Source organism: Heyndrickxia shackletonii (assembly GCF_001420715.1).
Classification (GTDB): domain Bacteria; phylum Bacillota; class Bacilli; order Bacillales; family Bacillaceae_C; genus Margalitia; species Margalitia shackletonii.
The window spans coordinates 177,180-190,082 of the sequence record NZ_LJJC01000004.1; the positions used below are offsets into that span (position 1 = coordinate 177,180).

Here is a 12,903-nt window from a genome sequence, read left to right on the forward strand (position 1 = left end):
AACTGTTAATATTATATCATCGATTTTTAAAAAATCAATCAAACTGCCGGAGGACCAAATTTTCCTGCATGGTAGTCACGGAATGCTTGCTGGATTTCTTCCATCGTATTCATGACAAATGGTCCATAGGCAACTACTTCTTCATTAATAGGAACTCCTGAATAAATTAATACTTTTGACCGTGTGTTGGCTTTGATGACAAGTTCACTGCTTCCGGATCCCTTTTCATTATAGGTAAGGGTAGCTGCACTTGTTTTTTCTAAAGTAGTTTTGCTTTTTCCAAATTCAAGCTCTCCTGAAAGAACATAGAGGAAAGCATTATGGTTTTCCGGTAAAACATGTGAGTAGGATGCTCCCGCAGAAAAACTAATTTCGGCCATCGTTATCGGGACTAAACTTTCCATAGGACCTTTTACACCTGCTAAATCCCCGGAATACACCTTTATACGACCGCCGTCAAAGGGTACCTCTGGAGCATTCTCCACATAAATATTTTGATAAGATGTTTTCGTGTTTTTCAATGATTTAGGGAGATTCAACCATAATTGGAGGGTATGGATTAGGTCATCATCAACCGCTTCCTCTGCATGTCTTGCTGCCCATCCTGCGTTCATATACTGAACATCGCCTGACTCCAATATCGAATGTCCGCCATGATTATCAATATGTTCGAGTCGTCCATCCACCACATAAGTAATTGTTTGAAAACCGCGGTGCGGATGATCGGAAAAGGTTCCTCGTTTAAACCAATCCTCTGCCATTAATATAAATGGATCAAATTCCTTTTGTTTTTCAGGGTGTAATACCCATCCCTGCTGAACATGCGGATATCCGTTTTGATTATATTGAACATTCCAATGGTTTTTTATATCTCTTTGAAAGATAGAATGATCTCTCATTATGATTGCCTTCTTTCGGATTTTTAAATTACCTTTATGATACACATACCGAAGAAAAATGGAAAATATATTGATTTAACCTCATAAGCTTTTGAAAGATTTTAGAAAAATTGAAAAATTATTTGACAGAAAAACTAACCATCGGTTATATTATAACCAACGGTTAGTAACCAATGGTTAGTTTTTAAAAAGTGACGAAGAATAGTGAGGAATTAAAATGCCCAGTAAACAGGATCAACGATCGGAGGAGACGAAAAATAGTATTTTACATGCTGCAAGCAAGCTTTTCGCGAAAAATGGTTATGATCATGTGACCATGCGGGAAATCGCCAAAGAAGCAGGATGCTCTCATACCACCATCTATATTTATTTCAAGGATAAAGAAGCCTTGCTTCACAAGCTTTCCATGCCTGTATTGCAGGATTTGAAGGAGAAAATGGAGACTATTTCTTCAACTGCCAACATAACTTCTGAAGAAAAGTTGAAGGAGATTAGCAGAGAATTTATCCATTTTTGTCTACTCAATCGGAGTATGTACACTATTTTTATTTCAGCAAAATCTTCCAGAGTGGATGTGGAAGAAACAGATTCGGAAATTAACAAACTACGATTGGAAATATTTAAGATCATCAGAGAGGGAATCCAAAAATGTCTTTCCATGGATGACGGTGAGCAAGTTTTAGCATTTTCACGCATTTTTTTCTTTAACATTCAAGGTATTGTTGCCACTTATTCCTATCCGCACGAACCAATAGAGGTATTAATGGAAAGATTAACCCCTACTTTTGATGAAGCAGTGGAGATTCTTCTTTTAGGATTTAAAGAAAAATTAAAACAAAGGGGCGATAAAAAATGAAAGTGGAACAAATTTCTGAGCATATTTGGAGTTTGAAAACGTGGATGATTATTCCTATTCACGTGTGGCTTGTTGCTGATGAAAATGGAGTGACGCTCGTCGATGCAGGAATTCCCTCGATGGCAAAAGGCATTCTAAAAACTATCGAAAGAATCCAAAGAGGGCCACTCCAAACCGTTTTGTTAACTCATGGTCATTCGGATCATGTAGGTGCTTTAAACGTTATTTTAAAGGAAAAAAATGTCCCCGTGTATGCACATTCAGTAGAAATTCCTTATATGGAAGGTGACCTTCCTTATCCGAGAAGAAAAAAGGCCGCACAATCTGTTAGTAAGGGGATAACCAAAGCGTTACCGGTAGATAAACAGGGGAATCTTCAAAGTATTGCTGGCTTAACTCCTTATCATACTCCGGGTCATTCACCTGGTCATATTGCTTATTATCATGAAGAAGATCAAGTATTGTTAGCGGGTGATTTATTTACATCCAAAAAAGGTCAGCTTCAAAAACCGATGGCAATGTTTACTGCTGATATGGAGGAAGCCGTAAACAGTAGCAGGATTATTGAGCAGCTGCAACCAAAACGATTAGAAGTATGTCATGGAAATTCGGTCCTTCAACCTGCGGGTCAAATACAGATCTATATTCAACAGATGAGTCAAAATCTTAATTTGGTTCGATAGGGGTGTAAAATGTTTTCATATATCCTAATGGCAATCATTTTTCTTGTCGAGATAGTTGCTTTGGTTGCGTATGGTTATTGGGGTTTCCACATAGGGAAAGGAATAGGAATGAAGATGGTACTTGGAATTGGAACACCTCTGCTAGTTGCCTTCTTTTGGGGGCTATTTCTCGCACCGAAGGCAACGATTCCTGTAAATGTCCCATTAAGAATTTTTCTAAAACTGATAGTATTTGGTTTAGCTTCTGTAGCGGTATATGCAACTGGAAGGCATATTTTAGCAGGAGACTTTCTTGTAGTAGCAATTATTGTTCTAATTCTTGATAATGTATTGGAAATATAAAAAAGGATCAGTGAAATCCTTCACTGACCTTTATTTTTTCAGCAATCCCTCATCCATTAAAAATTGATGGGCTACCTCTTTATACGTTTTCTTATGAATATCTACTTCTGCGTTTAATTCCTGCATTTTTTTGTCAGAGATTTTTCCAGCGAGTAAATTCAGTACTTTTTTCAGTTCTGGATGTTCCTTAAGAACCTCACCTCTTACTAATGGTACCGCATTATATGGAGGAAATACATGTTTATCATCTTCTAATACCTGCAGGTTGAAAGCTGGTATTCGGCCATCCGTTGTATAAGCATCAATGACGTCTGCCTTATGATTTTTGGCTGCACTATAAATGATGCCGGAATCCATTGCTTGAGTTTTCCCGAACTCGATTCCATAGGCTTTTTTCAAGCCCGGATATCCATCATCGCGTTCCAGAAATTCCGGTTCAGAAGCAAGTATTAATTCGGGTGCCTTTTCTGCTAAATCAGAAATGGTTTTGACATTCCATTTTTTTGCATCTTCTTTGCGAATCGTAAGAGAATAGGTGTTATTAAATCCAATTGGGTCTAACCAAATGAGGTTGTATTTTTCTTTAAAACGCTTTTTTACATAATTGTATACTTTGTCAGGGTCAGTTGAATCAATATCTTCCTTTAAATAATTCATTAATCCTGTACCTGTATACTCGACACTGATATCATAGTCGCCTTTTTTCAACCCTTGGAATACAGCTGCTGAGCCGCTGATGAACGATTGTTTATCGACTTTTAGATCCGTTCGATTTTCGATTAGTTCTTTATAGATATTGACTAAAATCTCTTGTTCCGTAAAGCTTTTTCCGGTAATGGTAATAGAATTTTTACTATTGACTGCTTTTACGACCCCAATCGTAATTCCGGTAATAAGGACGGCAGCAGCTACAGAAGCGGCAACCCATTTCTTTGCTTTTGATATCTTTTTTTTCGTACCAGGTTTCGCTGCATTCTCAAATCGTTTCAGAATCATATCGAATAATATAGCGATTAATGCAGATGGGAGTGCCCCAGTAATAATCAGTCCGGAGTTATAGGTTTGCAAACCACGGAAAATTAAATCTCCTAAACCGCCGGCTCCGATTAAACCTGCAATAGTAGCCACCCCGACAACCATAACGGCGGCAGTGCGAATACCACCCATAATAACGTTTAAAGCGAGGGGAAGCTCAATTTTCCAAAGAACCTGTCTGCTAGTCATTCCCATCCCGATACCTGCTTCAACCGTACTGCTGTTCACGTTCATAATACCTAAATACGTATTACGAAGGATTGGCAATAAACCATAGATGGTTAAAGCAATAATGGCGGGCGGTTTACCTGTTCCGATAAAGGGAACTAGAAAAACAAGCAGGGCAAGACTTGGGATGGTTTGCAGTGCTGCGGTGATTCCAATAACAATATCTGCAACCTTTTTATGGCGGGTAAGGAAGATTCCAAGCGGAACGGCAATGACAATAGCGATAATAATAGAAACTAGGGATAAATAAATATGCTCAACTAGTAAACTACCAACTTCCGGTAAACGATTGATAAAAACATCTTTTAACTCATTCCATAAACTATTAATATCTAGATCCCTCCCATTGAATCGTCAAAACGATCCGTGACAAATTTTACGATGCTGGAACGATTGATAATTCCTTTTACCTTTTGGTTATGGTCGATGACAGGTACAAAACCATATGGAGAGTCATTGACTAATTGAATAGCCTTTTCGGGATTTTCATTCGGTGTAATAGTGGGAATGTCCTTTTGGATGAGATCCATCAATGTTAATTGTTCATTTCCGTATGCACGTCGCATATCCCATATATTGACGACTCCAAAATAGTGGTGATCTTTATCCACAATAATTAAATTATCCACTCGTTTTTGACGCATGATTTTTACTGCTTCAGCAAGTCCGCGTGAAGGATAAGCAGTGATCGGGGGAACCATGAGTTGTTCTATTTCAGGAAGGCTAGTGGAGTTCTGCAGGCGATCTTCACCAATAAATTGACGAACAAATTCATTAGCAGGATGTCTTAAAATCGTTTCAGGTTTGTCAATTTGAACAATTTCTCCATCTTTCATAATACAAATTCGATCAGCAATCTTTAATGCCTCATCCATATCATGTGTAACAAAGACAATGGTTTTCTTGATTTCCTGCTGAAGTCTGATTAACTCTTCCTGTAATTGTTCACGACTGATCGGATCTAGTGCACTGAAGGGTTCATCCATTAATATAATGTCTGGATCTGCTGCTAAAGCTCTAATTACGCCAATTCGCTGCTGCTGCCCACCGGATAATTCATCCGGGAATCGATCCCCTAAGATGTTCGGATCAAGCCCTACCATTTTCATAAGTTCATCCACTTTGTCCTTGTACTTTGCCTCATCCCATTTTTTCAGCTTTGGAACTAACGCAACATTTTCCCTGATTGTCATATGCGGCATTAACCCAATTTGTTGAATAACGTAACCGATATTCCGTCTAAGCTCGACGGGGTTTTGCTGTTTAATGCTTTCTCCGTTGATGGTTATTTCGCCACTGGTCGGTTCGATAATTCGATTAATCATCTTCATCGTGGTGGTTTTCCCACACCCACTCGGACCAATCAGAACAAGCAACTCATTGTCCTTGATCGTGAAATTCAAATTCTTAATGGCCAAATAGCCACCATCGTATTGTTTGGAAACATTTTTAAATTTTATCAATGCTCACACTCACCTCCAGTGTTTTTTACCCTAATATTTTTGGCGGTAAACATGAATTTGAAATTTTGGGTAAAAGGTTTGGGTAGGAATTGGAGTATGGTGCTGAAAAATAAGGAGAAAACGCTGAACTTTTTGAGTGAAACGCAGAAAAAATAGGTAAGAATGCTGAAGTCGAAGAGGAATGCTGAAAAAAATGATGAGAGTGCTGAAAAATGAGGGGAAAACGCTGAACTTTTGGATAACAGTGCTGAACTATTAGATAGAAATGTAGAAAAATTTAAAAAGGATATCTTGTAAGAAAATAGAATAGTTTAAAAGGAATACATTGAAAGGCAGATTAGCATTGTTTGATATATCTAATATAGAAAAATTTTTCCAAGGAACATTTAAAGTGTTGAACGGACTACCTCGATATGTTGCTTTAGAAGAAAACGAGGCGCAACCGGATCCCGATTTTAAAGAAAAAATAAGTCATCTGGTAGAAGCTGGGGAAGTCAATAAATTACATTATATAAGTGTGTTAATTCAAAAATCGAACCATGACTACATGAGTATCCTCGTAAACAATGGATTTCAATATAGATCATCCATTTTGGAATATACAAAAGAATTAGGGAGCGTAGATGAATATCCACCCCCTTTTCAGTGGAAATCTTTAAAGGATGTGCTCTCAGAAGAAGAATTTAAGAATATTTGGGAGCGGTGCATGCTTTTTTCGGATAACAAGCCTTCCACTTTATCGATGAATCAGCATCTAGATTCTGTAAAAACCGAATTAGGGGATAATTGGAGAAATTCCTGCCGTGTTTTTATAAATGAAGAAAATCCGATTGCGGTTGTTATCCCTCATATTGAACCTGGCACCACAGATGAAGGCAGGTTATTTTACTTTGGAATCATTCCGGAAGAGCGGGGGAAAGGGCTAGGTTCTATTCTGCATAAACAGTCATTACGGTTTCTAAAAGAAATCGGTGCCACATATTATGTTGGAGGAACTCATTCAACAAATATAAAAATGCAACATATTTTCAAAAGTAATGGCTGTCGTCTGAAATCAGAGATGGAATCTTACTATAAATATTTTTAATGGGGTGTGGAAAATAGGAATGTCCGATTATTATCAGAAGCTAAGGGAAAAAGTGGGGAACGAATTGATTTTTATGCCAAGTGTAGCGGCAATTATTCGAAATGAAGCAGGGGAGATTTTATTCCAAAACAAAGGGAATGGAGAAAAGTGGAGTCTCCCTGCAGGAGCAATCGAGCCTGGTGAAGCACCTGCAGAAGCAGTTGTTCGTGAAGTGTGGGAGGAAACAGGGCTGCATGTAGTTCCTAAAAAGCTTTTAGGAGTGTTTGGCGGGAAGGATTTTCGATACCAGTATCCGAATGGTCATAAAGTAGAATATAATGTATTTCTGTTTGAGTGTGATGTTAAAGATGGCGAGCTAAACCCGATTGACGGAGAAACGGCTGAGTTACGGTACTTTAATGCAGAACAAATGCCGGAGCTTGCTTTACCTTATCCTAAATCTATATTTTTACTGAAAAATCATGAAGAAACTTATTTTCAATGGAAGGACGACTCCTTGAAAAAGAAAGATACCTACGATAAATTAGCAGAGGATATAACAAATTTGTCCCAGCACTGGCCAGCATTTGAAGCAGTTGCCTTTGCTTTTTATGATCAAGAAAAAGTTTATCTGTATCGTCACCCAACATTCACAGAACAGGTTTTTCCATGGAATGAACAATTTCTGGGGGACACCATTATACTATTTGAAGATTATCCAACCGCCATTGCTTGTGTAGAACACTATGATACTATAGAAGGCTTATACTCCATCCTTGCCCACGAATTATTTCATGGCTTCCAATATGTCAAAGGGGAAAAGCGATTTCCGGACGAAATGTTAGGGGTATCCTATCTATTGATAGAGGAAAATGTGGAATTAAGGAATCAGGAAAGATTTCATCTTTATCAGGCGTTAGTAGGGACTGAGGAAGATCGGATAAAACATCTTCAGAATTTCGTTGGACTGAGGGAAAAAAGAAAAAGTCTTATTGGGGAGTATATTCAATATGAAACCAAGCTGGAAACAGTGGAGGGACCTGCTTATTATATAGAATTAAAAACTTATGCTGAGAAAAGCTCGCTTCCATATGAGAAAGTACTAGAAAAATATAGTGGTTATCTATTAAACAAAGAAGATGCTAGCATACATCTCAGAAAAAGCTGCTGTGGTTCTGGTTTATTTCTCAGCCTGCTATTGGATGAACTTTCACCTGAATGGAAGGAAAGTTTTTTTGAGTCGAATCACACGTTATATGATTTATTAAAAAAGCACGTGGGTCACGAAATCCTTCAAATAGAGGAGGTTTCCATTTCGGACGAAACGAAAACCATTGTGGAAATGGTTAAAAACAGCAAAGAAGCGAAATTTAAAGAATTCGAAGCAAAAAAGGGGTATCATCTTGTTTTGGAAGGCGATATGAAATCCGCTTTGATTGATCCAATGAATATCGTAAAAAGTGAAAATAAACTATTACACAAAAACTTTTTGAAAGTAAAAGTGAATGATAAAGAATATCTATTTCAACAGCCGGTGGTCGCTTATACTAACGAAAATAGCCGGGGAATATCGAAACTCCATGTCATACTGGATGAAAAGCCGGTTGTAAAGGACGGTTTCCTTTTACTTAAGGACGTGGGGGAATTCGAGGGTTCTTTCTATCAAGAGGATACTGTTTTTCATCTCAAATTGGATGATGTGACCAAGAAATTTTGATTTGTGTTCAAAATGAGCTCAGGGATATCCCTGAGCTCATAAATTTTCTATTTGATTTTCCCCTTAGACTTTTTCTTGTTTTCTATATACACCCATAAATAATAGATTCCCCAAAAAACTATTATGGTTAAAAAAGCCAAACTTGACTGGTGAAAATAAAGTATGAAAATCAAACCAATCAAGAGAGCGGGAGGCATTAGAATAAAATACTTTTTCCAGTGCATAATATTCCTTTCTGATGATAAGTTATTATATTGATTCCTCAAATCGACTGCTTAACTCATTCTCTAGTCTGCTCAACTTCGGATGAACCCAAAAGTAAACGGCGAAACCGAAGTACCCAAGACAAGCCAAGTAGAGTACGAGATAACTTGATGTTAATTGCCCCAGCAGTCCTCCTAAAAAGAATCCAATTGGGCTTAAGGAACCGAGCAGTGATGATAAGAAGGTAAATCCTGTTCCTAAGTATTCTTCCGGCAAGTTGACTTGAATTAAAGTTTGAATGTAGATCCCCATGATTCCAATCCCTAACCAAGCCAGACCGAAGAAAATATAAGGAACAATAAACTGATTGACGGTAACCATTGCCAGTAACCATGAAGTACCGGAAATCAGTGAGGTTAAAGGCAGAACCCGGTTTAAAGGCATTTTCTCCAACCTGCTCGATAAAATCGTCCCAACGATGGACCCGATGGACATGGAAGTCAGCCAGAAACCATATTTTACGGATGTGTTGGAAATCACCGGCAACATCGCTAATCCCATTGTTGCCAAAACATTAATCCCAATCACACCAAACAAAATACTTAATAATGTTTTCTGCCTCTTTACCACTCGAAATCCATCTGCAAAATCCTTCTTATACTGCTTGAAAAAATGATTTGTAGTTGCTTCGCTTTCCCTCTTCGACGCAGGGACTTTTAGATAAAACAAGAACAGCATCCCTGTAAAAATAAGCAAAACACTATTCGAGATATAAATTACCCCCAAGCCAACGAAGGCGATCAATATACCGGATATCGCATCGCAAATGATATCCAATGTTTGATACGAAAAGGCAAAAATCGAATTTACCTTTGCTAGCTTATCACGCGAAGCCAAACGTTCAATTAAAGCATTTTCCGTTGGATAGGTCGCCTCTGAAAAAGTTAAGGACAAAAACATTAACAAAAACAGAACGGGGAGCCATAGGCTTTCTGCATAATACAAAATGGAGATAATGCTGATAAATAGTCCTTGCCCAATGGACGCAAAAAATAAGATCCTCCGTTTAGAAAACCGGTCAATAATCGGACCGTAAAGAAACTGAATTGTTATCGGCAATATGGCGATAGCACTCGTGATACCAATTAGCAAGGAAGAATCAGTTGTGTTTTTTACATACCATATGGTTGCAATTTTATAAAAGCTATCCGAAAAGTTAGTTAAAATTCTTCCTAATAATAGAACGAACAATGGTTTACTCATCTGTTTTCTCCTCCGATATAAAAATTTTGTATAAAAAATTTTTATAACGGGGGTCCTCGGATTCAGTGTTAATGATCTGCAAAATTCAAGTAACGAGTGGCAATCATTCTAGAAAATCTCCTTCCTCTTTTTTTGTCTTATTATTTCATTTATTTTCCAATTGTTCGAATTAAAATCGTAAAATTTATAAAATATTTTTTATTTATAATATTCACTATACATACAAAAACAATTGTAGTAAAATTTTACCATCAAAGGAGGGGGCGAAATTGGATTTTGAATATATCATTCGCTCGGAAACGCCAGCTGATTATGAAAAAATTCGCTTACTACATTATTTTGCGTTCGGAAATAAACTAAATGAAGCAAATTTAGTTCAAGCTATCCGGAAAAGTGAACTATTTATACCAGAATTATCTCTCGTTGCGGTGAAAGACGGAGACGTCATTGGACATATTTTGTTTAGCAAAATTTTCATAGAAACAAATGAAGGGGAGATTCCGACTATTGGGCTTGCGCCAATGTCGGTAAAACCGGAATACCAAGGAATCGGAATTGGGTCGGAACTTGTTAAGGCGGGGTTGCGGGCTTGTGGTGAGCTAGGCTATTCTCATATATTTGTACTCGGACATCCGGATTTCTATCCTAAATTTGGGTTTGTTCCTTCGCAAACCTCGTTCGGAATTGAATGTCCTTATAATGTGGAGGACCCAAATTTTATGGCGATCGAGTTGAAGGAAGATTCTTTACAGGGAATCAAGGGGAAGGTGAAATATCCACCTACGTTTGAAACGGTATCTTAAATAAAAGCTGTTTTCACAATATAAATCCTAAGCTGGTCAGGATTTAGGGAATCTTTTCTTATAAAGTTTCTCCATTTATAACCAAGGACTTCCCTATACAAATGCAACAAAGTTTAAGAAAAGAGGTGTTATTTATGTCATTTCCTATTTTAGAAACAGAACGATTAATGCTTAAGGAAATCACCGAAGAATACACAGGGGCAATCTATGATATTTTTTCACGGGAAGAGGTAACTCGCTATTATGGAATGATACCTTTTCAGGAAGAGGAACAGGCTCAAAAGATGGTACATTCCTTTTCAAGGAATTTTGAAGAAAAGCGTGGGATTCGCTGGGGAATGATTTTAAAAGAAACAGGTGAATACATAGGAAGTGTCGGATTAAATAATCTTGTTATCACGAGCAAACGTGCAGAAGTTGGATATGAGCTGCATCCGGATTTCTGGAGGAGGGGAATCGTTTCGGAAGCGGTAAAAGCAGTTCTGCAATACAGCTTTGAGGAATTGGATTTATATCGAATCGGTGCCGTTACCTTTCCGGAAAACGACCCGTCTTCCAATCTATTGTTAAAATTGGGATTTCAAAAAGAGGGACTGCTAAGAGGTTATATCTATCAAGGTGGGGTTTCATACGATACTTTTGTTTTTTCAATTCTAAAGACTGATTGGGTAAAAGATAGGAATCTATGATAACCAAATCTCCCGTTATCGGACAACAGTTCCGTTATCTGTGACAAAATGGGCTTATTCCTTCTGTTTGCGGACATAGGAGCCGTTATTTAAGAAAAAAGCAGTGATTTCATTGTGTTTTTACACAATTAACGTACTCAGTGTCCGATTAGTCCTCAAATTTAGGGCATTTATTAAAAATAACGGATTCTGAGTCCGCGTTTAAAATAATTCCCAAAAGGGGTGACATTATGACAGAGGATTTTTACTGTGAAGAGGTACTAAGCGGCAAGACAGCCGTAGACAAGGTAATGGAAACAGAGAATGTTTTAGCTTACTATCATACAAAACCTTTTTATCCAGTTCATATCGTAGCGATACCGAAAAAGCATATTCCGTCGCTTATCACCCTTCAATATGAAGATAACGAATTACTTATGGAGTTATTCGATGTTATTAAAAAAGTTGCCGCAACGGTAACCGAAGAAAACGGTGCGTGCAGAGTCATTACGAATATAGGAAACTATCAGGATTCCAAACATCTGCATTGGCATATTGTGTTTGGAAAACCACTGAGATAATAGTGGATGGAGGTGTACTAGATGGAATTGACTCATGCTCAATCCGTTGCAATCGACCATGTGAGGTTGAAAGCGAAAGAGTCTCAAAGTCAATCGATTGAAAAGATGATAGATATTTTTAACCGGAACAGAATATCTGTTTCGATCAAGGAACTGCTGTCCATTATTCGCACTTATGGGAGAGTAACGCTCAATTTTCATCCTGATCGAATTCTTTCAAATGGACATACCATTATGGAGTGCTTTATAGAAGATGGAATGTACTACAGTCAATTTGTCACCCAGGTTACAAACGGAAGTAAGACAGCTTTTGCGGGTGGCGATCGGGATCAGTGGGAAAAGATTTTGTTTGGCGCGGCTTATCAAAATCCATCCGTAAGAAATGTGGAACGTCCTAAGTATGGCGGATTGAACTTAATGAATTATGCAGATGGTGCTTCACCACGTTTTGGTTCATGTCATTTTCGATTAAAACCACATATGTTGGAGTGTTGCACCTTTACTTTTGGGGACAGTCATACAGGACCTGATGTGATGGGAACAATTGACACATTTGAACCAATCATGGCTGCATTATTAGAAGTGGCTGAAATAAATCGAGAGGCCCTTGGTAAGTCTGATATGGATGTTGCCGATGTGGTAAAGCAACTTCTTACCCTTCCATCATGCAGCGGACAGCTAGGTAAATTGGGACGCTCTCTAGATGATTATATCGAAGCACAAATCCATGGCGATATAGACCTATCTAAAGATGTTGAGGCATTGGTAGCCGACCCATCCTTTAAGGATACACAACTGGGTGTTTTAATGGAAAAACTCTGTGAAAAGTATTCCATCACACTTTTGTGGCATCCTGGATTTCAATTAGCTATTTCCGCTGTACCCGATGATTTTCGAGGTCCAGCGATGCCGCCTCTTGCTAAGCGAGTGGATGAAAATTATGCACATACTTCCGGTCTGCTCGATGCAGTTACGATAGGCAATGCAGCTGCATCTTTCTATCATAAACCAGAATATTGGGAGGATTGGGGAACGCCGGAGGAAACATTCCAGCATTTAAAACAGCTTTGGCATGTTCTTGTAAAATATGGATGA

At 38.1% G+C, this 12,903-nt stretch carries 12 protein-coding genes and 1 pseudogene; 9 read left to right on the top strand and 4 right to left on the bottom strand.

Features of this window, described 5'->3' with window-relative positions; all coding sequences use genetic code 11:
- Positions 1-38: 38 nt before the first annotated feature.
- Positions 39-899 carry a pirin family protein gene (locus AN964_RS00940; protein ID WP_055737926.1) on the bottom strand — a complete coding sequence of 287 codons (861 nt, stop codon included), beginning with the start codon at positions 897-899 and terminating at the stop codon, positions 39-41.
- A 217-nt stretch (positions 900-1,116) separates the two neighbouring features.
- On the opposite strand from AN964_RS00940, the gene AN964_RS00945 reads away from it, so the two are divergent.
- Genes AN964_RS00945 through AN964_RS00955 form a run of 3 tightly spaced genes read left to right on the top strand, consistent with a single transcriptional unit; the run spans position 1,117 to position 2,780 of the window.
- Positions 1,117-1,755, top strand: coding sequence for a TetR/AcrR family transcriptional regulator (locus tag AN964_RS00945; protein WP_055737927.1), 639 nt, complete (start codon positions 1,117-1,119; stop codon positions 1,753-1,755).
- Complete coding sequence (locus tag AN964_RS00950; RefSeq protein WP_055737928.1) at positions 1,752-2,438, top strand: MBL fold metallo-hydrolase; 687 nt, start codon at positions 1,752-1,754, stop codon at positions 2,436-2,438. Before AN964_RS00945 ends, AN964_RS00950 begins: the two co-directional genes overlap by 4 nt.
- Positions 2,439-2,447: 9 nt before the next feature.
- The gene (locus AN964_RS00955) at positions 2,448-2,780 is read left to right on the top strand and encodes a YrdB family protein (RefSeq protein WP_055737929.1); all 333 of its coding nucleotides are present in this window, start codon (positions 2,448-2,450) and stop codon (positions 2,778-2,780) included.
- Between the two features lie 30 nt (positions 2,781-2,810).
- On the opposite strand, the gene AN964_RS00960 is transcribed toward AN964_RS00955, so the two are convergent.
- Positions 2,811-4,373 (bottom strand): glycine betaine ABC transporter substrate-binding protein, encoded by a 1,563-nt coding sequence (locus tag AN964_RS00960; RefSeq protein ID WP_055737930.1) that lies wholly within the window; start codon positions 4,371-4,373, stop codon positions 2,811-2,813.
- Between the two features lie 2 nt (positions 4,374-4,375).
- Positions 4,376-5,506, bottom strand: coding sequence for an ABC transporter ATP-binding protein (locus AN964_RS00965; protein ID WP_055737931.1), 1,131 nt, complete (start codon positions 5,504-5,506; stop codon positions 4,376-4,378).
- Positions 5,507-5,831: 325 nt separating this feature from the next.
- Between AN964_RS00965 and AN964_RS00970 the strand changes: the two genes are divergently transcribed.
- Both AN964_RS00970 and AN964_RS25280 read left to right on the top strand, forming a co-directional pair.
- Positions 5,832-6,593 carry a GNAT family N-acetyltransferase gene (locus AN964_RS00970; protein ID WP_055737932.1) on the top strand — a complete coding sequence of 254 codons (762 nt, stop codon included), beginning with the start codon at positions 5,832-5,834 and terminating at the stop codon, positions 6,591-6,593.
- Between the two features lie 13 nt (positions 6,594-6,606).
- Positions 6,607-7,044: pseudogene (locus AN964_RS25280) on the top strand (NUDIX hydrolase); the annotation flags it as partial.
- A gap of 1,494 nt (positions 7,045-8,538) precedes the next feature.
- On the opposite strand, the gene AN964_RS00980 reads toward AN964_RS25280, so the two are convergent.
- A complete protein-coding gene (locus AN964_RS00980; protein WP_055737934.1) occupies positions 8,539-9,756 on the bottom strand; it encodes an MFS transporter in 1,218 nt (405 codons plus the stop codon).
- Positions 9,757-10,025: 269 nt separating this feature from the next.
- Here AN964_RS00980 and AN964_RS00985 point away from each other — a divergent pair, with 269 nt between their 5' ends.
- The 4 genes from AN964_RS00985 to AN964_RS01000 all read left to right on the top strand — a co-directional run bounded on the left by AN964_RS00985 (position 10,026) and on the right by AN964_RS01000 (position 12,903).
- Complete coding sequence (locus tag AN964_RS00985) at positions 10,026-10,559, top strand: GNAT family N-acetyltransferase (protein WP_205603425.1); 534 nt, start codon at positions 10,026-10,028, stop codon at positions 10,557-10,559.
- 134 nt (positions 10,560-10,693) lie between these two features.
- The gene (locus AN964_RS00990) at positions 10,694-11,248 is read left to right on the top strand and encodes a GNAT family N-acetyltransferase (protein WP_055737935.1); all 555 of its coding nucleotides are present in this window, start codon (positions 10,694-10,696) and stop codon (positions 11,246-11,248) included.
- A 230-nt stretch (positions 11,249-11,478) separates the two neighbouring features.
- Positions 11,479-11,808 carry an HIT family protein gene (locus AN964_RS00995; RefSeq protein ID WP_055737936.1) on the top strand — a complete coding sequence of 110 codons (330 nt, stop codon included), beginning with the start codon at positions 11,479-11,481 and terminating at the stop codon, positions 11,806-11,808.
- Between the two features lie 21 nt (positions 11,809-11,829).
- A complete protein-coding gene (locus AN964_RS01000) occupies positions 11,830-12,903 on the top strand; it encodes a DUF3626 domain-containing protein (protein WP_055737937.1) in 1,074 nt (357 codons plus the stop codon).

Excerpts from the sequence above, each read along its gene's own strand:
- AN964_RS00995 (WP_055737936.1), top strand. The coding sequence starts at position 11,479 with ATGACAGAGGATTTTTACTGTGAAGAGGTACTAAGCGGCAAGACAGCC.
- AN964_RS00980 (WP_055737934.1), bottom strand. The coding sequence starts at position 9,756 with ATGAGTAAACCATTGTTCGTTCTATTATTAGGAAGAATTTTAACTAAC.
- AN964_RS00955 (WP_055737929.1), top strand. The coding sequence starts at position 2,448 with ATGTTTTCATATATCCTAATGGCAATCATTTTTCTTGTCGAGATAGTT.
- AN964_RS00950 (WP_055737928.1), top strand. The coding sequence starts at position 1,752 with ATGAAAGTGGAACAAATTTCTGAGCATATTTGGAGTTTGAAAACGTGG.
- AN964_RS00990 (WP_055737935.1), top strand. The coding sequence starts at position 10,694 with ATGTCATTTCCTATTTTAGAAACAGAACGATTAATGCTTAAGGAAATC.
- AN964_RS00945 (WP_055737927.1), top strand. The coding sequence starts at position 1,117 with ATGCCCAGTAAACAGGATCAACGATCGGAGGAGACGAAAAATAGTATT.
- AN964_RS00940 (WP_055737926.1), bottom strand. The coding sequence starts at position 899 with ATGAGAGATCATTCTATCTTTCAAAGAGATATAAAAAACCATTGGAAT.
- AN964_RS01000 (WP_055737937.1), top strand. The coding sequence starts at position 11,830 with ATGGAATTGACTCATGCTCAATCCGTTGCAATCGACCATGTGAGGTTG.